General features: G+C 70.9%; 25 protein-coding genes and 6 tRNA genes. 9 read left to right on the forward strand and 22 right to left on the reverse strand.

Annotation, left to right across the window (positions count from 1 at the left end; genetic code table 11):
- Positions 1-104: 104 nt before the first annotated feature.
- The 6 genes from ACFY0U_RS37325 to ACFY0U_RS37350 all read right to left on the reverse strand — a co-directional run bounded on the left by ACFY0U_RS37325 (position 105) and on the right by ACFY0U_RS37350 (position 4,772).
- Positions 105-704 (reverse strand): hypothetical protein, encoded by a 600-nt coding sequence (locus ACFY0U_RS37325; RefSeq protein WP_388643575.1) that lies wholly within the window; start codon positions 702-704, stop codon positions 105-107.
- Between the two features lie 24 nt (positions 705-728).
- Entirely contained in the window at positions 729-1,601 is an 873-nt protein-coding gene (locus tag ACFY0U_RS37330) for a carbohydrate ABC transporter permease (protein WP_388643577.1), read from the reverse strand.
- Positions 1,598-2,554, reverse strand: a complete 957-nt coding sequence (locus ACFY0U_RS37335; protein WP_388643580.1) for a carbohydrate ABC transporter permease — start codon at positions 2,552-2,554, stop codon at positions 1,598-1,600. Before ACFY0U_RS37335 ends, ACFY0U_RS37330 begins: the two co-directional genes overlap by 4 nt.
- A 14-nt stretch (positions 2,555-2,568) precedes the next feature.
- Positions 2,569-3,855 (reverse strand): ABC transporter substrate-binding protein, encoded by a 1,287-nt coding sequence (locus ACFY0U_RS37340; protein ID WP_388643583.1) that lies wholly within the window; start codon positions 3,853-3,855, stop codon positions 2,569-2,571.
- Positions 3,856-4,184: 329 nt separating this feature from the next.
- Positions 4,185-4,256: transfer RNA gene (locus ACFY0U_RS37345), tRNA-Val, on the reverse strand.
- Between the two features lie 63 nt (positions 4,257-4,319).
- The gene (locus ACFY0U_RS37350) at positions 4,320-4,772 is read right to left on the reverse strand and encodes a TIGR02611 family protein (RefSeq protein ID WP_388643586.1); all 453 of its coding nucleotides are present in this window, start codon (positions 4,770-4,772) and stop codon (positions 4,320-4,322) included.
- Positions 4,773-4,963: 191 nt separating this feature from the next.
- On the opposite strand from ACFY0U_RS37350, the gene ACFY0U_RS37355 reads away from it, so the two are divergent.
- Together ACFY0U_RS37355 and ACFY0U_RS37360 are read left to right on the forward strand one after the other, a co-directional pair.
- A complete protein-coding gene (locus ACFY0U_RS37355; protein WP_004002642.1) occupies positions 4,964-5,377 on the forward strand; it encodes an SsgA family sporulation/cell division regulator in 414 nt (137 codons plus the stop codon).
- Between the two features lie 242 nt (positions 5,378-5,619).
- Positions 5,620-6,180, forward strand: coding sequence for a CGNR zinc finger domain-containing protein (locus tag ACFY0U_RS37360; RefSeq protein WP_388643589.1), 561 nt, complete (start codon positions 5,620-5,622; stop codon positions 6,178-6,180).
- A 66-nt stretch (positions 6,181-6,246) separates the two neighbouring features.
- Here ACFY0U_RS37360 and ACFY0U_RS37365 read toward each other — a convergent pair whose 3' ends face one another.
- Together ACFY0U_RS37365 and ACFY0U_RS37370 are read right to left on the reverse strand one after the other, a co-directional pair.
- Positions 6,247-6,399, reverse strand: a complete 153-nt coding sequence (locus ACFY0U_RS37365) for a hypothetical protein (protein ID WP_170068264.1) — start codon at positions 6,397-6,399, stop codon at positions 6,247-6,249.
- A gap of 155 nt (positions 6,400-6,554) precedes the next feature.
- Positions 6,555-6,995 carry a hypothetical protein gene (locus ACFY0U_RS37370; protein WP_388643593.1) on the reverse strand — a complete coding sequence of 147 codons (441 nt, stop codon included), beginning with the start codon at positions 6,993-6,995 and terminating at the stop codon, positions 6,555-6,557.
- A gap of 199 nt (positions 6,996-7,194) precedes the next feature.
- On the opposite strand from ACFY0U_RS37370, the gene ACFY0U_RS37375 reads away from it, so the two are divergent.
- Positions 7,195-7,719, forward strand: coding sequence for a DsbA family protein (locus ACFY0U_RS37375; protein ID WP_388643595.1), 525 nt, complete (start codon positions 7,195-7,197; stop codon positions 7,717-7,719).
- A 12-nt stretch (positions 7,720-7,731) separates the two neighbouring features.
- Here ACFY0U_RS37375 and ACFY0U_RS37380 read toward each other — a convergent pair whose 3' ends face one another.
- The 3 genes from ACFY0U_RS37380 to ACFY0U_RS37390 are packed head-to-tail and all read right to left on the reverse strand — an operon-like array spanning position 7,732 to position 10,475.
- Positions 7,732-8,559 (reverse strand): GNAT family N-acetyltransferase, encoded by an 828-nt coding sequence (locus tag ACFY0U_RS37380; RefSeq protein WP_388643598.1) that lies wholly within the window; start codon positions 8,557-8,559, stop codon positions 7,732-7,734.
- 54 nt (positions 8,560-8,613) lie between these two features.
- Entirely contained in the window at positions 8,614-9,435 is an 822-nt protein-coding gene (locus ACFY0U_RS37385) for an aminotransferase class IV (RefSeq protein ID WP_388643601.1), read from the reverse strand.
- Positions 9,432-10,475 (reverse strand): chorismate-binding protein, encoded by a 1,044-nt coding sequence (locus ACFY0U_RS37390; protein WP_388643604.1) that lies wholly within the window; start codon positions 10,473-10,475, stop codon positions 9,432-9,434. Before ACFY0U_RS37390 ends, ACFY0U_RS37385 begins: the two co-directional genes overlap by 4 nt.
- Before the next feature lie 177 nt (positions 10,476-10,652).
- Between ACFY0U_RS37390 and ACFY0U_RS37395 the strand changes: the two genes are divergently transcribed.
- The 5 genes from ACFY0U_RS37395 (at position 10,653) to ACFY0U_RS37415 (ending at position 11,103) form a co-directional block, all read left to right on the forward strand.
- Positions 10,653-10,725 (forward strand) — tRNA-Gly (locus tag ACFY0U_RS37395).
- A 39-nt stretch (positions 10,726-10,764) separates the two neighbouring features.
- Positions 10,765-10,838, forward strand: a tRNA-Cys gene (locus ACFY0U_RS37400).
- Between the two features lies 1 nt (position 10,839).
- Positions 10,840-10,911: transfer RNA gene (locus ACFY0U_RS37405), tRNA-Val, on the forward strand.
- A gap of 19 nt (positions 10,912-10,930) precedes the next feature.
- A tRNA-Val gene (locus ACFY0U_RS37410) sits at positions 10,931-11,002 on the forward strand.
- A 29-nt stretch (positions 11,003-11,031) separates the two neighbouring features.
- Positions 11,032-11,103, forward strand: a tRNA-Val gene (locus ACFY0U_RS37415).
- A 54-nt stretch (positions 11,104-11,157) separates the two neighbouring features.
- Here the strand turns inward: ACFY0U_RS37415 and ACFY0U_RS37420 are convergent.
- The 4 genes from ACFY0U_RS37420 to ACFY0U_RS37435 all read right to left on the reverse strand — a co-directional run bounded on the left by ACFY0U_RS37420 (position 11,158) and on the right by ACFY0U_RS37435 (position 13,663).
- Positions 11,158-11,448: a zf-TFIIB domain-containing protein gene (locus tag ACFY0U_RS37420; protein ID WP_388643606.1), complete on the reverse strand. Its 291-nt coding sequence runs from the start codon at positions 11,446-11,448 to the stop codon at positions 11,158-11,160.
- A gap of 80 nt (positions 11,449-11,528) precedes the next feature.
- Positions 11,529-12,473, reverse strand: a complete 945-nt coding sequence (locus ACFY0U_RS37425) for a phosphotransferase family protein (protein ID WP_388643609.1) — start codon at positions 12,471-12,473, stop codon at positions 11,529-11,531.
- A 536-nt stretch (positions 12,474-13,009) separates the two neighbouring features.
- Complete coding sequence (locus ACFY0U_RS37430; RefSeq protein WP_388643611.1) at positions 13,010-13,189, reverse strand: hypothetical protein; 180 nt, start codon at positions 13,187-13,189, stop codon at positions 13,010-13,012.
- 234 nt (positions 13,190-13,423) lie between these two features.
- Positions 13,424-13,663, reverse strand: coding sequence for a hypothetical protein (locus ACFY0U_RS37435; protein ID WP_046261530.1), 240 nt, complete (start codon positions 13,661-13,663; stop codon positions 13,424-13,426).
- Positions 13,664-13,859: 196 nt separating this feature from the next.
- On the opposite strand from ACFY0U_RS37435, the gene ACFY0U_RS37440 reads away from it, so the two are divergent.
- A complete protein-coding gene (locus ACFY0U_RS37440; protein WP_388643667.1) occupies positions 13,860-15,191 on the forward strand; it encodes a protein kinase in 1,332 nt (443 codons plus the stop codon).
- On the opposite strand, the gene ACFY0U_RS37445 is transcribed toward ACFY0U_RS37440, so the two are convergent.
- The 7 genes from ACFY0U_RS37445 to ACFY0U_RS37475 form a co-directional block, all read right to left on the reverse strand.
- Positions 15,188-15,580 (reverse strand): NUDIX domain-containing protein, encoded by a 393-nt coding sequence (locus ACFY0U_RS37445; protein ID WP_388643613.1) that lies wholly within the window; start codon positions 15,578-15,580, stop codon positions 15,188-15,190. The two genes, ACFY0U_RS37440 and ACFY0U_RS37445, sit on opposite strands and share 4 nt — an antisense overlap.
- Positions 15,580-16,398, reverse strand: coding sequence for an RNA methyltransferase (locus ACFY0U_RS37450; protein ID WP_171147777.1), 819 nt, complete (start codon positions 16,396-16,398; stop codon positions 15,580-15,582). The genes ACFY0U_RS37445 and ACFY0U_RS37450 overlap by 1 nt, the downstream gene beginning before the upstream one ends.
- 64 nt (positions 16,399-16,462) lie before the next feature.
- Positions 16,463-17,695, reverse strand: coding sequence for a uroporphyrinogen-III C-methyltransferase (cobA, locus tag ACFY0U_RS37455; RefSeq protein WP_388643616.1), 1,233 nt, complete (start codon positions 17,693-17,695; stop codon positions 16,463-16,465).
- A gap of 146 nt (positions 17,696-17,841) precedes the next feature.
- Complete coding sequence (gene cobT / locus ACFY0U_RS37460) at positions 17,842-21,711, reverse strand: nicotinate-nucleotide--dimethylbenzimidazole phosphoribosyltransferase (protein ID WP_388643618.1); 3,870 nt, start codon at positions 21,709-21,711, stop codon at positions 17,842-17,844.
- A gap of 366 nt (positions 21,712-22,077) precedes the next feature.
- Entirely contained in the window at positions 22,078-23,289 is a 1,212-nt protein-coding gene (gene cbiE / locus ACFY0U_RS37465; RefSeq protein ID WP_388643621.1) for a precorrin-6y C5,15-methyltransferase (decarboxylating) subunit CbiE, read from the reverse strand.
- A 103-nt stretch (positions 23,290-23,392) separates the two neighbouring features.
- Positions 23,393-24,031: a GNAT family N-acetyltransferase gene (locus tag ACFY0U_RS37470; protein ID WP_388643623.1), complete on the reverse strand. Its 639-nt coding sequence runs from the start codon at positions 24,029-24,031 to the stop codon at positions 23,393-23,395.
- Between the two features lie 148 nt (positions 24,032-24,179).
- A complete protein-coding gene (locus ACFY0U_RS37475) occupies positions 24,180-25,004 on the reverse strand; it encodes a MetQ/NlpA family ABC transporter substrate-binding protein (RefSeq protein WP_388643625.1) in 825 nt (274 codons plus the stop codon).
- Between the last annotated feature and the right edge of the window lie 12 nt (positions 25,005-25,016).

Here is a 25,016-nt window from a genome sequence, read left to right on the forward strand (position 1 = left end):
GCCTTTCCTTCCGTGCGGGAAGCTTTTTCCGTGCAGGTGGTCAGGGGCATGACAGAGAGAGGTACGGCGCCCGGGGCGCCGACCTGGTGCGGGGGCGCCGCCCGTCAGCGGCGCCGGTAGCGCTCCTCGACGGCCACGGCCGCCGCAGCGACGGCCCCGAGGACGGGGACCGCCAGCGGTGCGATGAACATGGCGGACAGGGCCACGACGCCCAGCCCGCAGACGATCAGGAAGGACCCGGCGGGATCGAGCACGGTCCGCCGCCCGGCGTCCGCGAGCAGCAGCCGCCAGGCGTCACCGGGCGTCCAGTCCGCCGCCGCCCGCAGCAGGGCGACGGCGACCCCGATCAGCGCGAAGATCCCGACCGCTCCGACGAGCGGCCCGCCGGGCAGCCCGGCCCGCGCGGCCAGGACGTCCACCCAGACCGCGGCGGCCACCGCCCACCCGGCGAGCCCGACGACCCACCCGCCGCGCAGGGCCGTACGGAAGTCCGCGACGAACTCCCGCCAGCCCCCGCCCTCGTGCGTCGTACGACGCCGCAGATGCCGGGCGCCGGCGGCGAAGGCCGCGGGATAGGTGACGACCCCGAGACAGGCCACGGCGATCCACACCCCGGTGAGCAGGGACTCGGCGAAGACCGAGAAGCGCTCGCCGAACATGGACTCTCTGCGCCGGGAGCCGGCCTTCACTCGTGCTTGCGCCATGGTGACCGCCTCAGCCCTTTCCGCTCACTTCAGTCCGGACGTCGCCATACCGTCGATGAGATACCGCTGGAAGGCCATGAAGAAGGCGATGACCGGCACCAGCGCCACCAGCGACATCGCGATCATGCTGCCGTAGTTGGAGATGCCCTCCTGGTCGCGGAACATCATCAGGCCGAGCGAGACGGTGTACTTGTCGGGGGTGTTGAGGTAGATCAACGGCCCCATGAAGTCGTTCCAGGCGTTGATGAAGGTGAAGATCGCACTGGTGATGATCGCGGGCCGGCTCAGCGGCAGCACGATCGACCAGTAGGTGCGCAGATGTCCGCAGCCGTCGAGCTTGGCGGCCTCGTCCAGCTCCTTGGGGAGTCCGCGCATGAACTGCACCATCAGGAACACGAAGAAGGCTTCCGTGGCCAGGAACTTGCCCGCGACGAGCGGCACCAGGGTGTCGGTGAGCTCCAGGTTGCGGAACAGCACGTACTGCGGGATGAGCAGCACGTGGTACGGCAGCAGCAGGGTGCCGATCATGAGCGTGAACATCAGGTTCCGCCCGGCGAACCGGATCTTGGCGAAGGCGTACGCCGTCAGCGAGCTGGACAGCACCACACCGACCACGGCCAGACCCGCGTACATCAGCGAGTTGGTGAAGAAGCTGGTGATGGAGATGCCCGAGATACCGTCGGCGAGCCCCGAGAAGTTCGCCCAGACCGGCTTGGTGGGCAGCAGGTCGAGGCTGGCGATGATGTCCTTGCTCGGCTTGAACGAGGCGCCGAGCACCCAGATCACCGGGTAGAGGACGACCGCGAGGACGGCGAGCGCGCCCACGTGCCAGATGATCGATCCGGTGCGCTTGCGCTCGCCGGCGGTGCGCACGGCAGGGGTGGTGGCACTGGTCACTTGGCGGCCTCCTCGTAGTGCACCCACTTCTTCTGCGACCAGAACAGGACCGCCGTGACGAGCGCCACCGCGATCACCAGCGTCCAGGCCATCGCGGAGGCGAAGCCCATCTGGGCCTCCTTGAAGCCCTTCTGGTAGAGGTAACAGGTGTAGACGAGGGTGGCGTCGGCGGGCCCGCACCGGGTGTCGGAGACGACGTAGGCGGAGCCGAACACCTGGAACGCGTGGATGGACTCCAGCAGCACGTTGAAGAACAGCACCGGGGAGATCATCGGCAGCGTGATGTTCCAGAACCGCCTGAGCGGTCCGGCCCCGTCGACCTCGGCGGCCTCGTACAGCTCCTGCGGGACCTGCTTGAGACCGGCCAGGAAGATGACCATCGGCGCGCCGAACTGCCAGATGCTCAGGGCCACCAGGGCGTAGATGACGTAGTCGGGGTTGCCGATCCAGCCGCCCACGTCGAGTCCGAAGACCTTCTGGGTACGGTCCACGACCGCGTCGTCCGAGAACAGCGCCCGCCATACGAAGCCGACGGAGACGCTGGCGCCGATGAGCGAGGGCATGTAGAACGCGGCCCGGTACAGGCCCTGCCCCTTCCGCTTCTGCGCGAGCAGCAGCGCGACACCGAGCGCGAGCAGCAGCTTGAGCGGGGTGGCCACGACGACGTACTTGAGGGTGACCTCGACCGACTTCTGCCAGCGCGGGTCCTGGAACATCGTCGTGAAGTTGTCCAGGCCCACCCACTTGGGCGGGGTGAACAGGTTGTAGCTGGTGAACGCGTAGTACAGCGACGCGATCATCGGCCCCGCCGTGAGGACCAGGAACCCCGCGATCCACGGCGACATGAAGAGATAGCCGGCGAGGTTCTCGCGGCGCCGCCCGCGCCGCCCGGCGGAAGGAGCGGCGGACCGCTTCTTCGCCGGACGTGCGGGCGCTTCCTTGACGAGCGTCATGGTGGTACGTCCCCTCAGCCCGCGAACGCGGCCTTGGCCTCGCTGAACAGCGCCTTGGCGGCGTCGGCCGGCTTGGTCTTGCCCTGGGCGACCTCGGCGCCGAGGCGCAGGAACGCCGCCTCGATGACGTCGGCGCCGGACGGGTGCGGGGTGATCTTCCCGAGCACGCCGGCCTTGGCGACCTCGTCCTCGTAGGCCGCGACGCCCTTGTTGTTGGCGTCGGTGGGCTTGAACGCGTCGTACTGCTCGGTGGTGGCGAGGATGCCGCGGTCGTAGCCCATGATCTTGCCGACCTCGGGGTCGTGGACCATGAAGGAGATGAACTGGGCGACTTCCTTGGGGTGCTTGGTCCCGGAGAAGCCGCTCATCATCAGCGAGCCGAGGTACTGGCCGGTCTGCTTGCCGTCCGTGGTGGGGATCGGCGCGAGACCGTAGTCGGACTCGCCCTCGCCCTCGTAGCGGATGGAGAAGTTGTCCCAGGTGAACTCGGACGCGGCGAGGCCCGCCGACAGGCCGGACTTGGGCGCGACCTGCTCGATCTTCTTGGGGTCGGCGACCAGGCCGGACCGCACGCGCTTGTAGCCGTCCTCCCACCACTGCGTCAGATCGTCCTCGGTGAAGCCGAGATCGGAGTCGGTGAAGAAGGCCTTGCCGTTCTGACGCAGATACAGGTCGTAGAGGTACATGATGCCGAAGTAGCCGGTGTCACCGGCGATCTTCAGCTTGTCCTGGACGGTCTGGAGCGCGTCGAAGTACTCGTCCCAGGTCCAGCCGAACTTGGCCTCGACGCCCGCCTTCTTGAAGGCCTTGAGGTCGATGACGAGTGCCATGGTGTTGGCGCCGACCGGGATGCCGAGCTGCTTGCCGTCGACCTGACCGTTCGCCAGAACGCCGTTGCGGAAGTTCTCCAGGTCCAGATTCCCGGCGTCCGCCTGCGCCTTGAGATCAAGCAGAACACCGCGCTTGTCGTACTTGCGCAGGAAACCGACCGCATTCTGGAAAACGTCCGGCGGATTCCCGCCGGAGGCCTGTGTCTGGAACTTCTCCCAGAACGCCGCGTAGTCGGTGAATTCGGGCTTTATCTTGATCTTCGGGTACTTCTTCTCGAAGAGCGCGATCGTCTTCTTGATGGCGATGGTGCGCGGCTCGCCACCCCACCACGCGTAACGGAGTGTCACCGTCCCGTCTCCGGAACCGCTTTCACCACCGCACGCGGTCGTCGCTCCCAGGCCGATGGTGGCGGCCGAGGCCCCGGCCACCTTCAGGATCGTACGCCTCTCAACATTCTTGCTGGTTCCCATGGTTGGGCCCCCTCCCCGCAGCGTCATTGCCGCCTGCATGAATCGTTTCAAGTAAGCGCTTGCTGGCACAAGCTACGAGGGGCCTCGGAGTGCGTCAATGATTCGGACAGGAATTTCTTGTGGGGCCGCTGGGCGAGTTGACGGCTCGGCAGGAGACTGTGCCGCGGCACAGACTGCGAAGTTGCTGGTGAGAGGCCGCAGTTCGATGGATCGAACGCGAACTGGCCTGTCGTACCCGGAGGTTGTCCGGCCGAAAATCGCCGGAGGATCCGAGGGCCGAAAACGCCGAGTGCCCGTCTGCGGTGAAGCAGACGGGCACTCGGTCCGGGTGGGCGATACTGGGTTCGAACCAGTGACCTCTTCGGTGTGAACGAAGCGCTCTCCCACTGAGCTAATCGCCCGGACGCAGGAAGAACATTACCCCATGTCAGGGGGTGCTTCCGCACCCCCCGCGGGGTCGCCGATCACTGGTCCTTGATGTTCCACGGCATCTCGAAGCCGAACTTGTAGAGATACACCGCGCCGATCGCGGCCACGATCACCAGGCCGATCGACGTCAGGATGATGTTGCGCCGGCGCACCTTGGGATCGAGCGCCTTCTGCGCCGCCTCGGTCACCTTGCGCTTGGTCCAGCGCAGTACCAGCTGGGCCCAGACGAACTCGGTCGCCCAGATCGCCATGCCGCCGAAGATCACGACCCAGCCGGGTCCCGGCAGCGGAAGCATGATGATGCCCAGGACCACCACGGCGAGGCCGATGATGAAGATCCCGACCTGCCAGCTCAGGTGCAGCACGCGGCGCGCCTTGATGAATTCCGGCGCCTTGGAACCGAGCCCCTGCTCGCCCTGCGCCCCGCTGGTCTCCGACTCGTCTGTTGCCACGGCCACCTCGGCCCGCTCGTCACTCCCCGTATTCATACGGCCAAACTTTACCCGAGGGAAACCGGTCACCGAAATGGTCGTACCTCGCGAACGGTGTCTCGGCCGGAAGAGTTACGTAAAGGCACGCAAAACACTCAGAGGGGTTTACAACGGCACCGTAGGTGGCATGTCGATTTCGCCGACGTGCGAATCCCCGAGCGCACACTGAGCGAAAGGCCCTGGCGCTTATGAACACCACGGTCAGCTGCGAGCTGCACCTGCGCCTCGTTGTGTCGAGCGAGTCCTCCCTGCCTGTCCCCGCAGGCCTGCGGTACGACACGGCCGACCCCTACGCCGTGCACGCCACCTTCCACACCGGAGCCGAGGAGACCGTCGAGTGGGTGTTCGCCCGCGACCTCCTCGCGGAGGGCCTCCACCGGCCCACCGGCACCGGCGACGTCCGAGTCTGGCCGTCGCGCAGCCACGGTCAGGGCGTCGTGTGCATCGCCCTGAGCTCCCCGGAAGGCGAAGCACTGCTCGAGGCCCCGGCCCGGGCCCTGGAGTCGTTCCTGAAGCGAACGGACGCCGCCGTGCCCCCCGGCACGGAGCACCGCCACTTCGACCTCGATCAGGAGCTCTCGCACATCCTGGCGGAAAGCTAGGGCGCGAGGCCTCACCAAGCCGCCCGGCGCCGTCGACTCGGGGTGACGGCTCGGGCCAAGACAACCGCATATGGGTACGCACACCGGCGCCGTCGCCGCGGATTCTCGCGGGGCGGCGCCGGTGCGTGTGCCCAATACCACCGGTTCGACGGGTCCGAGGCCGGTACGGGGGCCCGTGGAGCCATTACCATCGGCCAGCATCGGCGGGCGCCCGCCCGACCCCCCAGGCCAGGGAGCGAAACGTGCTGATCACCCATGACACCCGGTGTGCCCTCGATGCCGTGGTGGATCTGGTGAACACCGCACCGGAGGACACCACGACTCCGGACGCGCTGCCGGACGTCGCGGCTCTCGAGGATTTCGTACAAAAGCACGAGATCAGTGATGTCGGGGTGCTCTCGGAGTTCGACCTCTCCGCGGTGCGCAAGATCCGCGGCCGGTTCGCCTCGATCTTCTCGGCCTCCGACCCCCGCGCCGCGGCCGGGCTGATCAACGAGCTGGTGGCCGCGGCGGGCACCACTCCCCGGCTCACCGACCACGACGGCTACGACTGGCATGTGCACTACTTCGCGCCCGGTGCCTCCATCGCCGACCATCTGGCGGCGGACTGCGGCATGGCGCTGGCCTTCTTCGTGGTCGCCGGGGAGCAGGAGCGGCTGCGGCGCTGTGAGGCCCCCGACTGCCGGCACGCCTTCGTCGACCTCTCCCGCAACCGGTCGCGGCGCTACTGCGACAGCCGTACGTGCGGGAACCGGCTGCATGTGGCCGCGTACCGGGCGCGCCGCAAGGAGGCGGCGGGCTGACTCCGGGCTCTCACGACGGTGTCGACGCGGTACCCGGCGGGTGACGCCGGGCACCGCGGGTACGGCTCAGAGCAGCAGCAGATCGTGCAGCGCAGCCATGAGCAGCAGACACCCGATCACCGCAAGAAAGATCATCAGCGGTGGCTGGGAAAGGGCGAAAAGGCACCCGCGCGGCTCGTCCTGCGGCGGCGCGGTGTCGCTCTGTGTCGTGTCCAGCATCTCGCGGGCGATGATGACGCAGTCGGCACCGGTCGGGTGACCAACACGCCAGGAAAGAACGGCAGTTCGCCGGATTCCGTGACGAACGGATCAAGGTGTGGACGAGTCCGGGACAGACGCGGCCCGACTGTGTCGTTTCAGTCCGCCCGCACCCGTCATATGCCGTGCTTCTTCAGAATGGCCTCGATGTCACTGAAGTCGTCCCCGGCGCCGGCGCGGGGTGTGGCGGCGGGACGGGTCGCCGGCCGGGAGGTCTGGCCCAGCGAGGGCGCGGAGGCCGCCGGGGCGATCGCCTCGCTCTGCGCGGCCCGGGCCGCCTTGCGCTCCTTGCGGGTACCGCCGCGCCGGCGCTCCACCGCGCGCGTGCTCATGAAGAGCAGCCAGGAGACCCCGAGGACGCCGAAGCCGGCCCAGGCCGTCGGGCTGAACGCGGTGTCCGCCACCCAGTCGACGACGCCGGTCATCACCAGGCCGAGGGGCACGAGAGAGTACGCGGCGAGACGGGCGGCGGCGAGGAAGCGCTTGCGGTACGCCGTGACCGCCGCGATGCCCAGGCCGGCCGCGGCGGCGGCGGAACAGACGGTCTCGGCAATCATCCGGTCCTCCAGGCAGGGCTAGGCAGGGCGGTTCGTCCCTTCCATCCTGCACCGCCCCCACCCCACGGGGCCATGGTCCGGCCCGACATCAGGGACATCTCCGGGTCGGGTCCTCCGCAGGTGCCGGTCGAGGTGGGGGTCCCCCGCGGCGTTCCGGGGCCGATTGGGTCGTCCGGGGCACGGCTGGGAGACTGGGACCATGAGTGACTCCTCCCCCGTGTCTCCCGTCGCCCCCGTGCTCGACGTCTGGTGCGATCTCCAGTGCCCGGACTGCCGGACCGCCCTGGAGGACGTCCGGGCCCTGCGTGCCCGCTACGGCGACCGGCTGGAGCTGCGGCTGCGGCACTTCCCGCTGGAGAAGAACAAGCACGCCTTCGCCGCCGCGCAGGCGGCAGAGGAGGCCGCGGAGCAGGGCAAGGGCTGGGACTACGTCGAGGCCGTCCTGGGCCGGGTCGAGGAGCTGGGCCGCAAGGGAGAACCCTTCCTGGTCGAGGTGGCCGGCGAACTGGGCCTGGACGCCGAGGAGTTCGACACCGCGCTCATCGACGGCCGGCACATTCTGATCGTGGACGCCGACCAGGCCGAGGGCAAGGCGATCGGCGTGACCGGCACCCCGACGTACGTCATCGACGGCGAGCGCCTCGACGGCGGCAAGAGCCAGGAAGGGCTGCGCGAGCGCGTCGAGGAGATCGCGGACCGGCTGCTGGCCGCGCGGGGTGCCTGAGCCGTCGTACGTCTACAGCAGCGTCTTGTAGAAGGCGTACTGCGTCGTCTCGTAGCCGAGTGACTCGTACAGCCGCTCGGCCGGGGTGTTGCCCGCGAAGACGTTCAGACCCAGGGTCCGCTTTCCGAGGGCGTACGCCTGGGCCTCCGCCAGCACCATGAGGGTGCGGCCGTGTCCGCGGCCGCGGTGGGCCTCGTCCACCTCGACGTCGTAGACGTAGGGCTTGCCGTCGCGCAGGGCGAGCCAGAGGACGCCCACGCGCGTGCCCTCGTGCTCCAGGATGCTGAGCCGCGTGTTCTCGGTGGCGAGGCCCTGCGGCAGGAGCGTGTCGTGGTCGCGCTGTGACTTGGCGCGCGCCTCGGGCTCCGGCACGCCCCGTGCGATCCAGGTACGCGCGTAGTCCTCCGACTCGTGCAGCAGCCAGGCGTCGAAGTCGGCCTCCGTCATGGGGCGGGCCACACTGCCGGCGGGCAGCTCGGGCGGGGTGTCGCCCAGTTGCTTCACCATGCCGCGGTTGCGCAGGACATAGCCGAGCGCCTTGACCAGCCGCAGGGCCGCCTCGGCGGACGCCGGTACGCCGGACGCCTCGATCTCGCGGCAGCCCCAGCCGCGAGCGACCTCCTCGGCGGCGAGCGCGGCCACCGTGCCCCGGCCGCGCCGCCGGTCGGGTTCCTCGATTCGCAGGTCGTGGATGCGGGCCACCGAGTCGCCGAAGGACGGTGACGTGCCGAGGTGTATCGCGCCGACGGGGCGGCTGTTCACGCACACCTGGAAGTGGCGTGAACGCGTGCCGTCGGCGTTGTGCTGGAGCGGCTCGGTCGGCCGCAGGGTCGTGGTCATCAGGGGAGTTCTACCCGCCGTGGCCCTCCGAGTCAGCCCATTTTATTAGGCCTTTCACGGGTCCAGGTCGTCGCCCGAGCGCTCGTCGAAGATCCGCATGGCCTTCGCCGTGACCGGTCCCGGGACGCCCGGCAGTTCCCGGTCGTCGACGCGGTGGACGGCCTGTACGTCCCGCAGGGTGGAGGTGAGGAAGACCTCGTCGGCCCGCTCCAGGACGTCCAGTGGCAGGTCGGTCTCCTTGGCGCCGGTCCATTCGACCGTCAACGCGCGCGTGATGCCCGCGAGGCAGCCGGAGGCGACCGGCGGGGTGTGGATCTCGCCGTCCAGGACGACGAAGACGTTCGACCCGGTGCCCTCGCAGAGCTGCCCGACCGTGTTGGCGAACAGCGCCTCGGACGCGCCGTGCTCGCGGGCCCGGGCGAGGGCCACGACGTTCTCGGCGTACGAGGTGGTCTTGAGTCCGGTGAGGGCGCCGCGTTCGTTGCGGGTCCAGGGGACCGTGATCACGGACGTGGAGTCGGGGCGGCGGGTGGTCTCGCCGAGGGCGACGACCAGGGTCGGGCCGTGTTCGCCGCGGTCGGAGCCGAGGGGTCCGTGGCCGCCGGTGTAGGTGATGCGGAGCCGGCCGAGCGGCATCGGGTTGGCTTCCAGTACGGCGGCACAGCCCCGGCGCACCTCGTCGAGGTCGGGGTCGGGCAGGCCGAGGCCTCGCGCGGAGCGGGTCAGCCGGTCGAGATGCCGGGTCAGCGCGAACGGCTTGCCCTCCACGGCCTTCACCGTCTCGAAGATGCCGTCGCCCACGGTCAGCCCGTGGTCGAAGACGGAGACACGGGCGGACTCGATGTCCTGGAGCCCGCCGTCGAGCCAGATCTTCACGTCAAGTCCCTCTCGTCGACCTCGTACGTTCCCGACGCTACCGCGAGCAGTCGGGCCGCCTTCAGCTCGGTCTCCCGCCACTCCCCCTCGGGGTCCGAGCCCCAGGTGATGCCGGCGCCGGTGCCGAAGCGCAGCACGCCCTCCGCGCGGTCGATCCAGAAGGTGCGGATGCCGACGGCCAGCTCGCCGGTGCCCCGGTCGGCGTCGACCCAGCCGATGCCTCCGCAGTACGGGCCGCGGGGTGCCGTCTCCAGGGCGTCGATGATCCGCAGGGCACTGGACTTGGGGGCGCCGGTGACGGAGCCGGGCGGGAAGGCGGCATCGAGCAGTTCGGGCCAGCCGGCGCCCTCGCGCAGTTCGCCGCGGACCGTCGAGACGAGGTGGACGAGGCCGGGGTGCTTCTCGACGGCGCACAGGTCGGGGACGCTGACGCTGCCGGTGGCGCAGACCCGTCCGATGTCGTTGCGGACCAGGTCCACGATCATGACGTTCTCGGCGTAGTCCTTCTCCAGGAGGTCCGCCTCGGTGCGCCCGGTGCCCTTGATCGGGCCGGACTCGACGATCCGGCCGTCGCGCCGCAGGAACAGCTCGGGGGAGGCGGTGGCTATCTCCACGCCGTGCTCCGGCAGCCGGATCGTTCCTGCGTACGGTGCCGGGTTGCCGCGTGCCAGCAGGGCGGTCAGCGCGTCCACGTCGGCGTCGGGCGCGACGGGTGCGGTCAGCACGCGGCAGAGGTTGGCCTGGTAGACCTCGCCGGCCGCGATGTGCTCACGGATGCGGCGGACGCCCGCCGTGTATCCGGCGCGGTCCAGGGAGGACGTCCAGCCGTCGGCCGCCGGGCCGTGCCACGCTCCCGGCACCGGGGCGGGCACCGGCTCCTGGCGTACGTCCCGGAAGCGGGCGCAGGTCAGACGGCCCTCGAAGTCGGCGCAGACCGCCCAGAAACCGCTGGAGTCCAGGGCGGCCGGGTCGCTCGTGACGTCGAGGAGACCGGTGGCGACGCGGTCGCCGAAGCGGGCGAGGGGAGCAAGGTCGAGCACGCGTCGAGTCTATGGCGGGTGACCCGGAGGTGACCTGGTCATGTCCCTCAGGAGCCTGTGACCACGTGCGTGAGCGGGTGCAGCGCAGCACGCTGCACAAACGCGTTTTTGTGCTGGCCCCGGAATCCGCTAGAGTTCAACACGTCGCCGGGCCGCGAGAGCGGGACGGAAAGACAGGCGAACGTAGCTCAGTTGGTAGAGCGCAACCTTGCCAAGGTTGAGGTCGCGAGTTCGAACCTCGTCGTTCGCTCGAAAGAGCAAGGGGATCTTCCCGACCCCCTACACTCCTGGTGGAGTGGCCGAGAGGCGAGGCAACGGCCTGCAAAGCCGTCTACACGGGTTCAAATCCCGTCTCCACCTCCAAGGACGATTAGCTCAGCGGGAGAGCGCTTCCCTGACACGGAAGAGGTCACTGGTTCAATCCCAGTATCGTCCACTGGATCTCCGGATCCCCCGCGCGATTAGCTCAGCGGGAGAGCGCTTCCCTGACACGGAAGAGGTCACTGGTTCAATCCCAGTATCGCGCACGCAGCCCCTCTCTCGGGGTGGCTGACCTGGACGATTAGCTCAGCGGGAGAGCGCTTCCCTGACACGGAAGAGGTCACTGGTTCAATCCCAGTATCGTCCACACATCGAAGCCCCCGGCCCTGCGGCCGGGGGCTTCTTCGTGTTCGGTCGGCGGTCAGCTGGAGAACAGCATGTGGCCGAAGCTCTTGTGACGCTTGTGGCCGTAGTGGCCGCCGTGGTGACCACCGTGCTGCGGGGCGCCCCAGGCGGGGGCCGGCGGCGCGGGGTAGGCCTGCGGGGCGCCAGGGGGCGGCGGGACGGGCTGGGAGTACTGGCCTTCCAGACGGGTCAGCGCCTCCAGCTCGCCGTAGTCGAGAAATATCCCGCGGCAACCGCTGCACTGCTCGATCTGAACACCGTTGCGGTTGTACGTGTGCATGGGTGCGTGACACTTCGGACACTGCATCGTCGGCTCAACTCCTCGCCGGTTGGTCCTGCTTCGCGTTACGCCAGGACAGACACTGTCCGGCTCCGGTCGGTTGCACCCTACTTCGCGTCGGTGCGGGTCAACTCGGGTGGGGCGGAACCCATTCGGGCACAGGCGTCGACGAGGAGCTGTTCGACCTCGTCCAAGGCGCGGTTCGCCGCGGTGGCCTTGGCTAGGGCGCGGGCGGCGGTCTGCACGGTGAGGGCGCGGGCCGGGACGTCCAGGGCGGACCAGGGGTCGCCGTCGGCGGGGACGGCGGGGCCGCCTGCCGCGCGGTAGGCGTCGAGGAAGCGGGTCCACTCGTCGGGTGGGAGGAGGCCGCAGGCGTACCAGGCGGCCGGGCGGGCGAGGTCCCAGGCGGGGACGCCTCGTCCGAGGTCGTCGACGTCGATGAGGCGCCAGGGGCCGTCGGGGGCGGGGTGGCGGACGAGCTGGCCGAGGTGGAGGTCGCCGTGGCACAGGGTGGTGGTGTCGGGCATGGGGGTCTCGGCGCGGGCCCAGGCGGGGAGGGCGGACCATGCGGCGAGGACGGGGCGTACGAGGGGTTCGGGGGCGGTGGGTGTGGCCTGGAGGCGGGCTATGGACTGGGCCGCCTTGGCGGGGCCGCGCATGAGGGGGGTGCCGGGTGGGGTGGGGGTGCGGTGGAGGTGGGCGAGGAGGGTTGCGGCCTCCTCCCAGGGGGCCGTGTCCGGTTCTTCCGGGTCCACGGGGGTGCCGTAGGGCCAGAACGTGACCAGGCGGCCGTGCAGGGTGACCGGCTTCGGGGTGAGTGGGGGGAGGAGGACGTCGGGGAGGGCTGTCGCCGTGGTGAGTCGGGCGGTCAGGTCGGTGGGGGGTGTGTTCGGGGCGTGGGCTTTCGCGACGGTGTCGGCGTGGCGGACGACGGTGGCGTCGGGGCGGTCGGCCAGGACGCGTGTTGCTCCGCAGGGGCAGGTGCCGGTGTGGGAGTGGGCCCTGGCCTTGACTCGGGCGGTGAGCTCGGAGAGCAAGGGGGTGGTGGTCACGGGGCTCCCTGGGGGGTGGTGCGGTGTCTGGTCGTGAGGGTACGGGGAGGGGGGCGCGGTGGCTGTTGGGTGCTGGGTGTTGGGGCTGGCCCCGGGCTGTTTTCGCCCCCGCCGCCCCTACCCGTCCCATCCTCCAGGGGCGCTGCCCCTTCGACCCCGCTTCCTGGGGGCTGCGCCCCCAGACCCCCGCTTCGGCCCTGAAGGGGCCTCGTCCTCAAACGCCGGACGGGCTGAAAGGTGCGGACCGGCGTCGAGAAGCGAAGCCCCCAGCGGGTGGGTGGGGAACCGGGACGGCGCGAGACCGGCGTTGAGGGGTGCGGCCGGTCGCGGTGGGTGGGGGATCGGAACGGGGCAGCCTCGTTCTCAGAGGCCGAGTGCGTGCGGATCCCCATCCCCGGTCGGCTCCGGGCACAGCAATGCCGGCGCAGCTCCCCAGCTGCGCCGGCATTTGTGCCGTCCGCCGCACCCCCGTCCCCACGGGGTTTCATGGGTGGATGTCCCCGCCCGGACCGCTCTTCCGGGCCTGGGGTCGCCGCTCAGCGCCCCAGCATCACGCCCACGGACGACGCTTGTGTGGCCACTGTCTCCCAGCCGTCGAAGACGAGGAGGAGCAGGGCCGCCAGGGGGAGGGCCATGAGTGTCGCCACCAGGGGGTGGCGACGGCCCTGACGGCGTTGCCTGGTGCGGATCATCGTCCGCGGTGCCGTGTGGGCCATGGTCCCTCTCCTGACCGTTCTGCGTTGTCTTTGGCAGCGGCGGGTGTCTGACCTCGGGGGACGAGTGCTGCACCCGCCGCTTGACCTCAAATCTAGGCGTCCGGCTCTTGTCGCACGTCATGCCCTCGTACCGATTGGCTGGCCTCCCGGAGGATGAGCCATGACCTGGGGAGTACTCCCCTGGGTGGAGACGAGGACCTCGGTCTCCGGGTCTTCCCGGAGGGGGTGCCCGCTCTATCCCGCTTTCTCCGAGCCGTCCTCGCGCGGCACCGGCTGTTCCACCAGCGCCAGGACCCGGGTCGCCATGAAGCGGGCCGTGCGGACCACTGAGCCGCTCCGGGTGACTTCGCTCACTTCCACCACACCTCGGCGTACCGCTGTCTCCACCCGGCGGCCCGCCCTGCTCGCCACCACCTCGTATGTGCGCGTCGTGTCCCCTGCGTCCACGACTATCTCCACGCGATCACCCTTCACGGGTTCAATCCCCCTTCGAAGAAAGGTGGTTGGGATCAACGGGAGAGCGAACCCACCCTGTTCTCCCGCTCCCTGACCACCCCTCAATTCTCCCACCCAGCACTGACAATCCATCGGGACGAGAGGGCGCGGCCTCTGCGCGCGGGCGGCCGTGGAAACGTAAGCTGTGGCTCGTCACACGGACCGGGCAGCGGGGATGAACATGGCGATGATGCGCCTGAGGCGCGAGGACCCGCGCGTCGTCGGCTCGTTCAGGCTTCACAGACGGCTCGGCGCGGGCGGGATGGGCGTCGTCTATCTGGGCTCCGACAAGAAGGGGCAGCGGGTCGCGCTGAAGGTGATCCGGCCCGATCTGGCGGAGGACCAGGAGTTCCGTTCGCGGTTCGCGCGTGAGGTCTCGGCGGCCCGGCGGATTCGCGGTGGGTGCACGGCACGGCTCGTGGCCGCCGACCTCGACGCGGAACGGCCGTGGTTCGCCACGCAGTACGTGCCCGGTCCCTCCCTGCACGACAAGGTCGCCGACGAGGGGTCCCTGGGTGCGGCCGAGGTCGCCGCCATCGGGGCCGCGCTGTCGGAGGGGCTCGTCGCCGTGCATGAGGCGGGGGTCGTGCACCGGGATCTCAAGCCGTCCAACATCCTGCTGTCCCCCAAGGGGCCGAGGATCATCGACTTCGGCATCGCCTGGGCGACCGGGGCCTCCACGCTCACGCATGTCGGTACGGCCGTCGGGTCGCCCGGCTTCCTCGCGCCCGAGCAGGTGCGCGGCGCCGCCGTCACCCCGGCCACGGACGTGTTCTCGCTGGGGGCCACCCTGGCGTACGCGTCCATGGGTGACTCGCCCTTCGGGCACGGCAGTTCCGAGGTGATGCTGTACCGCGTGGTGCACGAGGAGGCGCAGCTGGCGGGGGTGCCCGACGCGCTGGCCCCGCTGGTGCGTGCCTGTCTCGCCAAGGATCCCGAGGAACGGCCCAGCACGCTCCAACTGTCGCTGCGGCTCAAGGAGATCGCCGCGCGGGAGGCGCAGGGGATTGCCGATGTACGACCGCCCGCACCTCGTGCGGGGGAGGGTGACCGTCCCACGGGGCGGCTCGCCGAGCCGAGCTATCCGGAGCAGCAGCGTGTGCAGCGGCGTCCGCAGGGGCAGGCGCCGGGACCCACTCAGCGCACTCCCCCACCCCGTGGCACGTCCTCGCGCGGGCCCGCGTCGGCACGGGGCGGGGCTCCGTCCCGGGGCGGGGCGCGGCCCACGCCCGCCGCACGGAACACAACGCGGTCCGGAAACCGTCCGGCGCCCCGCAGCGGTACCGGTCGTCCGGGTCCCAGGACCACGGGGACGGGGCGGCGGCCCGCCAATCCACGGCTGCTGCGTCAGCGGCTGTTCGTGTTCGTCGTGGTGACGCTGCTGGTGGCGCTCGGTATCGCCGCGGCCCAGGGATGTCAGGGGCCGGCGAGAGGGATCGGCGGCGACCGTGATGTCGTACGCCATCAGCAGGTGCAGCTGTCGCCCGCGGACGGGTCGTACGACTAGAGCGTCGGCAGGATCTTGTCGAAGAACTCGAGGTCGCCCTCGAAGATCGGGGCGAGCGTCGGGAACTGCTCCGGGGTGATCCAGCGGGCCTCGGCCACTTCCACGGGGTCCGGGACCACCTCGCCCTCGTCGGCGCGGGCGGTCCACCAGTGGAGGCGGTAGCGGCCGTCGTCGGTCTCGGACTCCCAGACCTTCGCGAGGGGTTCGACGGTGAGGCCGACCTCTTCGTGGACCTCCCTGAGCAGCGCCTCTCGTTGGGTCTCCCCCGGTTCGATGCGGCCGCTCAGGGGTTGCCAGTAGCCGGGGCGGGAGATGGTGGGGCCGCGGCGGACGACCAGGAGTCGGTCGGCTCTCAGCAGGACCGCGACGATCGCCTCGCCCTGGGGCATCAGAGTTCGGGGCGGCCCGTGGCCACCGCGTAGAAGGCGACCGCGGCCGCCGCGCCGACGTTGAGGGAGTCGACGCCGTGGGCCATGGGGATGCGGACCCATTCGTCGGCGGCGACCAGCGCCTGGGTGGAGAGGCCGTCGCCTTCCGCGCCGAGCATCAGGGCGACCCGGTCCATCTTGTGCGGGGCGGCCTCGTCGAGGGTCCTGGCCTTCTCGTCGGGCGTCAGCGCCAGGAGGCTGAAGCCCGCCTCGCGGACCGACTCCAGGCTCTTGGGCCAGGTGTCCAGGCGGGCGTAGGGGACCGAGAAGACCGCGCCCATCGAGACCTTGACGCTCCGGCGGTACAGCGGGTCGGCGCAGTCCGGGGAGAGCAGGACCGCGTCCATGCCGAGCGCCGCCGCCGAGCGGAAGATCGCGCCGATGTTGGTGTGGTCGTTGACCGACTCCATGACCACCACCCTGCGGGCGGTCTGGAGGAGGTCGGTCGCCGTCGGGAGCGGCTTGCGCTGCATGGAGGCGAGCGCGCCGCGGTGCACGTGGTAGCCGGTGACCTGTTCGGCGAGCTCCGGGCTGACCGCGTAGACCGGGGCGGGGAGCTCGTCGATGACGTCGCGCATGACGTCGACCCACTTGGCGGACAGCAGCATCGAACGCATCTCGTACCCGGCGTCCTTGGCCCTTCTGATGACCTTCTCGCCCTCGGCGATGAACAGGCCCTCGGCCGGTTCTCGCTTGCGGCGCAGTTCGACGTCGGTCAGGCCTGTGTAGTCGCGCAGGCGCGGGTCGTCGGGGTCCTCGACGGTGATGAGATCGGCCACAGGGTGATACTGCCTTGCTCTGGGTGCGGTGCCAACGGCTCGGTACGAGTTGGGTTACCCGGGGTTACGCGGACGGGTCCGGGCCGACCTTCACGACCTCGCCGATGACGATGACCGCCGGGGGCTTCACGTCCTCGCGCACGACCGTCTCGCCGACCGTCGCGAGGGTCGCGTCGACGCGGCGCTGGGCGGCCGTCGTGCCCTCCTGGACCAGGGCGACGGGGGTGTCGGCCGGTTTGCCGTGCGCGACCAGCGTCTCGGCGATCTTTCCGATCTTGTCGACGCCCATGAGGATGACCAGGGTTCCGGTGAGCTTGGCCAGCGAGGCCCAGTCGACCAGCGAGCGCTCGTCGTCAGGCGCGACATGGCCGCTGACCACCGTGAACTCGTGTGCGACACCGCGGTGGGTGACCGGGATGCCGGCCGCGCCCGGGACCGAGATCGAGCTGGAGATGCCGGGGACGACGGTGCAGGGGATGCCGGCCTCGGCGAGGGCGTGCAGTTCCTCCATGCCGCGGCCGAAGACGTAGGGGTCGCCACCCTTCAGGCGTACGACGGACTTGCCCTGCTTGGCGTGCTCGATCAGGGCGTTGTTGATGGCCTCCTGGGCCATGAAACGGCCGTACGGGATCTTCGCCGCGTCGATCACCTCGACGTGCGGCGGGAGTTCGGCGAGGAGGTCGCGCGGGCCGAGGCGGTCGGCGATGACGACGTCGGCCTCGGCGAGGAGACGGCGGCCGCGGACCGTGATGAGGTCGGGGTCGCCGGGGCCGCCGCCGACGAGGGCGACGCCGGAGGTGCGGGTGCGGTGGTGGGGCGCGACCAGGGTGCCGTCGCGGAGGCCTTCGACCACCGCGTCGCGGATGGCGGCGGTGTGGCGGGGGTCGCGGCCCTTGGCGTCCGTGGTGAGGACGGCGACCGTGACGCCCTCGCTGTGGCCGGTGGCCGGGGTCCAGGCCGTCGCCTGGTCGGCGTCGTCCGAGCGGACGCACCAGACGCGGTGCCGCTCGGCTTCGGCGGAGGCCGCGGTGCTGGCCTCGGGGTCGCTGGTGGCGATGAGCGCGTACCAGGCGTCGGCGAGGTCGCCTTCGGCGTACGGCCGCTTCTCCCAGGTGATCTCATGGGCGTCCGCCATCGCCTCGACCGAGGGGGTCGCTTCGGGGGAGACGAGGAGGACGTCCGCGCCCGCCGCGATCAGAGCCGGGAGACGGCGCTGGGCGACCTGGCCGCCGCCGAGGACGACGACCTTGCGGCCGGTGAGGCGGAGGCCTACGGGGTAGGCGGGGTTTTCGGCCATGAGGGTGCGGCTCCTCGTACGGGCGATGCGATGGGCGCTACGGCTCTGGAGCTGCCCTGACGTGCGGATTTTAAGCTGCGGATTCAGCGTACGGCGGGGGTGGGGGGCGCGCAGGAACGCGTACCCCGACCACCCCCGGTTCCGGCCTACTTCTCGGTGACTCCCGCCGAGTCGAACGTCGCCACCTCGTGCATGGCTCTCGCCGTGCTCTGCACCAGCGGCAGGGCGAGCAGGGCGCCCGTGCCCTCGCCCAGGCGGAGGTCGAGATCGACCAGGGGGCGCAGACCGAGCTTGTTCAGGGCGGCCACATGCCCGGGCTCCGCGCTGCGGTGGCCCGCGATGCAGGCCGCGAGGACCTCGGGGGCGATGGCACGCGCGACCAGGGCGGCGGCGCCGGCGCTGACGCCGTCCAGGATCACCGGGGTGCGCAGGGACGCGCCGCCCAGCAGGAGGCCGACCATCGCCGCGTGTTCGAAGCCGCCGATCGCGGCGAGTACGCCGATGGGGTCGGCGGGGTCCGGCTGGTGGACCTCGATGGCACGGCGGACGACCTCGGTCTTGCGGGCGAGGGTCTCGTCGTTGATGCCGGTGCCGCGGCCGGTCACGTCGGCCGGGTCGGTGTCCGTGAAGACCGAGATCAGGGCGGCGGACGCGGTGGTGTTCGCGATGCCCATCTCGCCCGTGAGCAGGGCCTTGTTGCCGGCCGCCACCAGATCGCGGGCCGTCTCGATGCCGACCTCGATGGCCTGCTTGGCCTCCTCGCGGGTCATCGCGGGACCGGTGGTCATGTCGGAGGTGCCCGCGCGGACCTTGCGGGGCAGCAGACCGGGGGTGGCGGGCAGGTCGGCCGCCACGCCGACGTCGACCACGCACACCTCGGCGCCGACCTGACTGGCGAAGGCGTTGCAGACCGCGCCGCCGCCGAGGAAGTTGGCGACCATCTGGGCCGTCACCTCCTGCGGCCAGGGGGTGACGCCCTGGGCGTGGACACCGTGGTCACCGGCGAAGATCGCGACGGCCGCGGGCTCCGGAATGGGCGGCGGGCACTGCCGGGACAGGCCCGACAGCTGCGCGGAGATGATCTCCAGCATGCCGAGCGAGCCCGGCGGCTTGGTCATCCGCTTCTGCCGCTCCCAGGCCTCGCCGAGCGCCTTGGCGTCCAGCGGGCGGATCTGGGAGACGGTCTCGGCGAGCAGGTCGTGCGGCTCCTCGCCGGGCAGCGCGCGACGGCCGTACGTCTCCTCGTGGACGACCCACGACAGCGGGCGGCGCTTGGACCAGCCGGCCTGGAGCAGCTCGGGCTCGTCCGGGAACTCGTCGACATAGCCGACGCAGAGATAGGCGACGACCTCCAGGTGCTCGGGCAGCCCGAGGGAACGGACCATCTCGCGCTCGTCGAAGAAGCTGACCCAGCCGACGCCGAGACCCTCGGCGCGGGCGGCGAGCCAGAGGTTCTCGACGGCGAGCGCGGAGGAGTACGGGGCCATCTGCGGCTGGGTGTGCCGGCCGAGGGTGTGGCGGCCGCCGCGCGTGGGGTCCGCGGTGACGACGATGTTCACCGGGGTGTCGAGGATGGCCTCGATCTTCAGTTCCTTGAACTGCTTGGCCCGGCCCTTGGGGAGGGACTTGGCGTACGCGTCGCGCTGACGCATGGCCAGTTCGTGCATCGTGCGGCGGGTCTCGGCCGAGCGGATGACGACGAAGTCCCAGGGCTGGGAGTGGCCGACGGAAGGCGCGGTGTGGGCCGCCTCCAGGACACGGAGCAGCACCTCGTGCGGGATGGGGTCGCTGCGGAAGCCGTTGCGGATGTCGCGGCGCTCACGCATGACTTTGAGGACGGCCTCGCGCTCGGCGTCGTCGTAGGCGGGCGCGGCCGGGCCGGTGGACTGACGTACTTCTTCCACGGGGGCCGTGCTTTCTTCCTGATCGGCGGCCCGGGTGTCCAGGTCGTCGGCATGCTGTACGAGTTCGGGGTCGCCGTCACGGGGTGCGGGGACGGCGGGGTGCTCCTCCGGGGGGAGGACGAGGGGCTGGGGCGGGGTCGGGGCCAGGTGCGGGGTCGTCGGGACCGAGCCCTCGACGGGCACGAACTCGCCCACGGGCTGCGGGGTCTCCGCGGCCGGCTGGTCCTGGTTCTGGCCTTGGTCCTGGTCCTGGTCCACGAACAGGACCTGGGGGCCCGCGGGTTCGGCGACGAGCGACGGGGCGGGGAACGGGTCGGCCTGTGCGACGGGCGCGGGGGCGTCCGCGGGGGCGGGTGCCTCCGGGACCGGCGCGAGGTCGGGGGCGTCGGCGAACTGTGCGGCCGCGTCGACGAGGGCCGGCTGCTCGGTCTGCTCCTGCGGGACGTCCGCGGGGGCGGGGGTGGTCTCCGGCTGCGCGAACTGTTCGGCCGCGGCGGGCGACTCCGGGTGCGCGGCGGCCTCGATGTCAACGGGGTGCGGCGGCTGCTCCGCTTCGGTGGATTCGGGGGACGGCACGGGATCGGGAGCCGGCGGGGCTGTCGGGGCCGCGGCTTCGACAGGCTCGGGTGCGGGGGCCGGGGCTTCGGGGGCCGGCACGGGCTCGGGGGTCGGCAAAGGCTCCGGTACGGCGGCCTCGGGAGCGGGGGCGTCCGGGACCGGCACGAGCTGCGGCTCGGTGGGCTCGGCCAGGACGGCTTCGGGCTCGGCGGGCTCGGCTACGACGACGGCGGGCTCGGCGATCTGAGCGAGCTCCGGGCCGGCGGCTTCCGGTTCCGGTACGGCCTGTGGCTCGACGGGCTCGGGCGCGATCGGCGCCTCGGGGATCTGCGCGAGGTCCGGGAGGGGCGCGGCAGCTGGGGTCTGATCGGCGTCGGGCGCTGCGGCGGGAGCCGGGAGCTGGGCGACGTCAGTCACCTCTACGGCGTCCGGCACGGGAGCCGCGTCCGGTACCTCGACGGGACCCGGCACCTGGACTGCACCGGCGGGTTCCTCGGCAGCGGAATCCTGAGCGGCATCGGCAGCCTCCACGGCGGCCGGGACCGACACGGCCTCCGGAGCCGGAGCGACCCCGGCCTCGCCGGCGGACTCGGGACCATCGATCTGCCCGGCGGCGGGAGCTTCCCCGCCTTCCGGAGCGGGCACCGCGGCCGGACCCTCGCCGCCCTCCGGGAACCCCCCGTTCACGTCGCTCTGAACAGCCTCGGCCTCCGGCACGTAAGAATCGCCGGGGACGCCCTCGGCGGCCGGGAACCCGGCCACGGGAAGCCCCTCGGACTCGGCGGCACCCCCGGCTTCCGGCCCGTACTCGGCGACCACGGCCTCCCCGTACGCCAACCCGGCGTCCGGCACGCCGTCGGCACCCACCATGGGCTGCTCGGCGTACGCGTTCTCCTGAGGTTGCGGTGCGCCGGTCGCCGCGACCGCCTCCGTCGCGAGGCGGGCCACCGCTGCCTGGGCGGCGCCCACCGGCTCGGGGCTCTGTTCCGGCACCGGGACAACCGTTTCGGCAGCCGGGGTCACGGTGCCCACCGGAGTCGGGGCACCCCAAGGGGCCGCGCCCTGCGGGGACATCTCGCGCAGCGGCTGCGGGACGTCGAGGTACTCGGGGCCCGCGGTGGGCGGACCCGGCTGGCGGACCGGCGCACCCGCGGGGCCGCGGTCGGCGAGGGAGCGGACCGGGCTGGCGGAGGCGTCGGGGATGGGCGGGCCGAGGTGCAGGGGCCGGCGCGGGGTGATCGGCGGGATCGGCAGCGACGGGGCCGCCACCGGCTCGGGCGCGCGGACCGCGCTGAGATCGTGCGCGCCGCTGTCGCGGCCGGACATCTCGTGCGGGCCGGGCGCGTGGACCGTCTCGACGACGGGCTCCGGTGCCGGTGGGGCGACCTCGTTGCCCCATGCGCCCTGGGCGCCGGGCAGCAGCAACAGGTCTTCGTCCTCGGCGGTGGTCTCGGAGAGGTAGGTGTACGCACCGTGCGCGGGAACGCCCGGCTGTTCCACCATGCCTGCGTTCTCCGGCAGTCCCTCGCCCGGGACCTGGCCGGTGTCGGTCATGCGTACCCCTCGCCCATCGGTTAGTGCTTCTACGACCAGCTCACCGGGGACGGCGCACCGACCGCCCCCGCAGTGAAGAACGAGCGTGCGTGCCCAGCGGCACGAACGGCCCGCCGAGAAAGACGACAAAGCCATTAACTGGCATTGTCCCGGCCGTTCCCCCGTCGCGACAGCTTGATCCGCGACAGCCCGCTGTGGACTGCGCCACGTTGCGCGTCCTCCGGTTCTGCCGTACCACACCCACCCCAAAACGGGCGCGTTTTCCGGACATTGACGAACGAAAGGCCGGTCCACCGGAGCGGTACAACAGTCGGCCAGCCTACCGCGCGCAGTACGACAACAGGATCACGGGACCAACAAATGGGGTCATGTCGCGCGGTCCGGCAGCACCCCGCTGAGCAGGAACGCTACGCTCCGCTCCTTCTCCGTCCAGGCCCGTGTGTCGAGTTCGACGGACTGGATCAGGGCGCACTCGACCCGGTAGCCGTGTTCGGTCAGGTCACGGCCGACGAGTTCGGCCTCGTCGCGCGTCATGGCGTGGGCGACGATGCCCTGCGGGCGGCGGTCGGCGACCGCGGAGACCACGGCCGCTCCCCCGCCCCCGACGCGCACGACGTCGGGCTCGGGGAGGTTCTCCAGCACGTGCGGGGCGGTGCCGCGCACGATCTGGACCTGGACGCCGAAACGGCGGGCGGCGGCGTCGGTGCGGCCGCAGGCGACGAGGTCCCGGTCGACGGCGATGACGGCGGCACCGGCCCGGGCGGCCTCGACGGCGAAGGCTCCACCGCCGCAGCCGATGTCCCACACGAGGTCCCCGACGCGCGGTCCGAGGCGGGCGAGTTGGGCCGCGCGGAGCAGATCCGTCTCCCCCTCGCCGAGCGGGCCGTCGTAGACCTCGGCGGGCAGTGCCCAGCCGCGGGGTCCGGCGGCCGGCTCGCGGCCGGAGATCCAGCCGCCGCCCTCCACCGCGCTGACCGGGCCCCCGATGACGATGACGACGTTCGGGTCGCGCCAGCTGTGGTCCGCGGCCTTGTCGGAGGTGAGGATGGTGACCTGTTCGCGCTCGGTGCCGAGTTCCTCGCAGATGACGAAGGTGCGGTGGACGCCCTCCATCAGCAGGCCGAGTTCGGCGGGGCCTGCGCCGGGCGAGGTGAGGACGGCGACCTTGGTGTGGGCTCGGCACACGTTCACCGCGCGTCGCAGGGTGCGCCGGTGTGCGACGACCACCTGTGCGTCGTCCCAGGGCATGCCGGCGCGGGCGAAGGCGGCGGCGACCGAGGAGACGGCGGGGACGACCTCGACCTCCAGGCCGAACTCGGGGGCGCGCAGGGTTCGTACGACTCCGAAGAACCCGGGGTCCCCCTCGGCGAACACGACCGCGGTGCCGCGATGGCCGGCGATCCGGCGGGCGGCCAGCGAGACGCTGCCGAGACGGACGCGTTCGGCGGTGGCCGGCACCTCGGGCAGGGCCAGGTGGTGGGCGGCGCCCGCCACCAGCGTGGCCGCACCGAGGGCGGAGCGTGCCGCGGCGGTCAGCGGCGAGCCGTCCCAGCCGATCACCGTCACCCGGTCGGCCATCTTCGTCAGTCTCCAGAGGGTTTGCGCAGGTCGTCAGGGGCGGGCTCCGTGAGGGTACCTGGTCGACCCGACGAACACCGCAGCGGACCCTTGGCCCTCTGGTTCAGTTCCAGTCGCCGTACGAGGTGAAACCGTCGGAGTCGGTCAGCTGCTCGCCCGCGCTCTCGACGTCTTCCGGCAGCAGGCTCCAGACGATGAAGTCGGTGCGGACATCGGTCCAGGTGCCGTCCTCGGTGCGGACATGCGCTATGCAGGCGTTGCGCAGGACGCCCTCGCTGATGCAGCCGATCTTCTGGGCGACCTGCTGGGAGGCGGTGTTGTCGGCCGCCGTGCGCAGCTCTACGCGCTCGAACTTCTGGTCGGTGAACAGCCACTGGGCGGTGGCGAGCGCCGCCTCTGAGGCGTAGCCCTCGCCGCGCGCCCAGGGTGCGATGACGTACGACAGCTCGGTGGAGCGTACGTGCCAGTTGGTCTTGGCCAGCTGGACGATGCCGACCAGGCGTTGGGTGAGGAACTCGGTGACCGCGAGGTCGAGGCCGCGGCCCGACTCCCGTTCGGTCGGCGCGCACTCGGTGATCCAGGTGCGGGCCTGGTCCTCGGTGTAGGGCTGGGGGACGTCGGTCCAGGCCCCGACCTGCTCGTCGTTCATCATCTCGGCCAGCGCGGGCACATCGTCCTCGTCGAGGGCACGCAGCACCAACCGCTCCGTGCTGATGGAGATGTTGGGGAAGGTGCTACTCATGCGCCGCTCCGTAACCTTCGGAAAACCTTCAAGTCCTGCCGGGCTCCTGCTGAACTGCCCAGCATGCAGCATGAAAGCACTGAACCGCACCGCAGGGTCCACCCGGGGTGAGCGAGTGGACCCTGTGCGTGGCGATACGCGGTATACGTCAGCCGGAGGTGACCGGCAGGACGCTGCCCTGGTACTTGTCCTCGATGAACTTCTTCACGTCGGAGGAGACGAGGAGCCTCGCGAGCTTCTCGACCCGGGGGTCGTCCTCGTCGCCCTTCTTGACGGCCAGGAGGTTGGCGTAGGGGTTGTCCTTCGCCGACTCCAGGAGGATCGCGTCCTTCGCGGGGCTGTAGCCCGCGTCCTGGGCGTAGTTGTTGTTGATGACGGCCACGTCCACGTCGTCGAGCGAGCGCGGCAGCTGGGCGGGCTCCAGTTCCTTGAACTTCAGGTGCCTGGGGTTGGCCGTGATGTCCGCGGGCGACGCGTTCGCGCCCGCGCCGTCCTTGAGCGTGATGAGGCCCTCGGCGGCGAGGAGCTTGAGGGCGCGGCCCTCGTTGGTGGTCTCGTTGGGCACGGCGACGGTGGCTCCGTCGGCGAGCTTCGCGATGTCCTCGACCTTCTTGGAGTACACGCCCATGGGCGGCAGGTACGCCTTGACGACCGAGACCAGGTTCGTGCCCTTGGACTTGTTGAACTCGTCCAGGAAGGGCTGGTTCTGGTAGAGGTTCGCGTCGAGCGTGCCCTCCTGGAGCGCGGTGTTCGGCAGGACGTAGTCCGTGAACTCCTTGATCTCCAGGTCGAGGCCGGCCTTCTCGGCGAGGTTGTCCTTGATGTACGTCAGGACCTCGCCGGCCGGGACGGCGGTGGCGCCGACGACCAGGGCGTCGTCGTCACCTCCACCGCTCTTGCCGGAGTCCGAGCCGCAGGCGGTGAGCCCGAAGGCCAGCGCCAGGGCCGCTACGGCTGTGACGGACTTGCGCATGTGTTCGGTCCC

Source organism: Streptomyces sp. NPDC001536 (genome assembly GCF_042894505.1).
Classification (GTDB): domain Bacteria; phylum Actinomycetota; class Actinomycetes; order Streptomycetales; family Streptomycetaceae; genus Streptomyces.

What these genes read in the sequence shown, in the direction of transcription:
- cbiE (WP_388643621.1), bottom strand. Translation starts at nt 23,289, where the DNA reads ATGGCCGACCGGGTGACGGTGATCGGCTGGGACGGCTCGCCGCTGACC.
- ACFY0U_RS37445 (WP_388643613.1), bottom strand. Translation starts at nt 15,580, where the DNA reads ATGCCCCAGGGCGAGGCGATCGTCGCGGTCCTGCTGAGAGCCGACCGA.
- ACFY0U_RS37470 (WP_388643623.1), bottom strand. Translation starts at nt 24,031, where the DNA reads ATGAGTAGCACCTTCCCCAACATCTCCATCAGCACGGAGCGGTTGGTG.
- ACFY0U_RS37340 (WP_388643583.1), bottom strand. Translation starts at nt 3,855, where the DNA reads ATGGGAACCAGCAAGAATGTTGAGAGGCGTACGATCCTGAAGGTGGCC.
- ACFY0U_RS37440 (WP_388643667.1), top strand. Translation starts at nt 13,860, where the DNA reads ATGAACATGGCGATGATGCGCCTGAGGCGCGAGGACCCGCGCGTCGTC.
- ACFY0U_RS37380 (WP_388643598.1), bottom strand. Translation starts at nt 8,559, where the DNA reads ATGACCACGACCCTGCGGCCGACCGAGCCGCTCCAGCACAACGCCGAC.
- ACFY0U_RS37430 (WP_388643611.1), bottom strand. Translation starts at nt 13,189, where the DNA reads ATGGCCCACACGGCACCGCGGACGATGATCCGCACCAGGCAACGCCGT.
- ACFY0U_RS37325 (WP_388643575.1), bottom strand. Translation starts at nt 704, where the DNA reads ATGGCGCAAGCACGAGTGAAGGCCGGCTCCCGGCGCAGAGAGTCCATG.
- ACFY0U_RS37475 (WP_388643625.1), bottom strand. Translation starts at nt 25,004, where the DNA reads ATGCGCAAGTCCGTCACAGCCGTAGCGGCCCTGGCGCTGGCCTTCGGG.
- ACFY0U_RS37355 (WP_004002642.1), top strand. Translation starts at nt 4,964, where the DNA reads ATGAACACCACGGTCAGCTGCGAGCTGCACCTGCGCCTCGTTGTGTCG.
- ACFY0U_RS37375 (WP_388643595.1), top strand. Translation starts at nt 7,195, where the DNA reads ATGAGTGACTCCTCCCCCGTGTCTCCCGTCGCCCCCGTGCTCGACGTC.
- ACFY0U_RS37350 (WP_388643586.1), bottom strand. Translation starts at nt 4,772, where the DNA reads ATGAATACGGGGAGTGACGAGCGGGCCGAGGTGGCCGTGGCAACAGAC.
- ACFY0U_RS37335 (WP_388643580.1), bottom strand. Translation starts at nt 2,554, where the DNA reads ATGACGCTCGTCAAGGAAGCGCCCGCACGTCCGGCGAAGAAGCGGTCC.
- cobT (WP_388643618.1), bottom strand. Translation starts at nt 21,711, where the DNA reads ATGACCGACACCGGCCAGGTCCCGGGCGAGGGACTGCCGGAGAACGCA.
- ACFY0U_RS37370 (WP_388643593.1), bottom strand. Translation starts at nt 6,995, where the DNA reads ATGATTGCCGAGACCGTCTGTTCCGCCGCCGCCGCGGCCGGCCTGGGC.
- ACFY0U_RS37420 (WP_388643606.1), bottom strand. Translation starts at nt 11,448, where the DNA reads ATGCAGTGTCCGAAGTGTCACGCACCCATGCACACGTACAACCGCAAC.
- cobA (WP_388643616.1), bottom strand. Translation starts at nt 17,695, where the DNA reads ATGGCCGAAAACCCCGCCTACCCCGTAGGCCTCCGCCTCACCGGCCGC.
- ACFY0U_RS37365 (WP_170068264.1), bottom strand. Translation starts at nt 6,399, where the DNA reads ATGCTGGACACGACACAGAGCGACACCGCGCCGCCGCAGGACGAGCCG.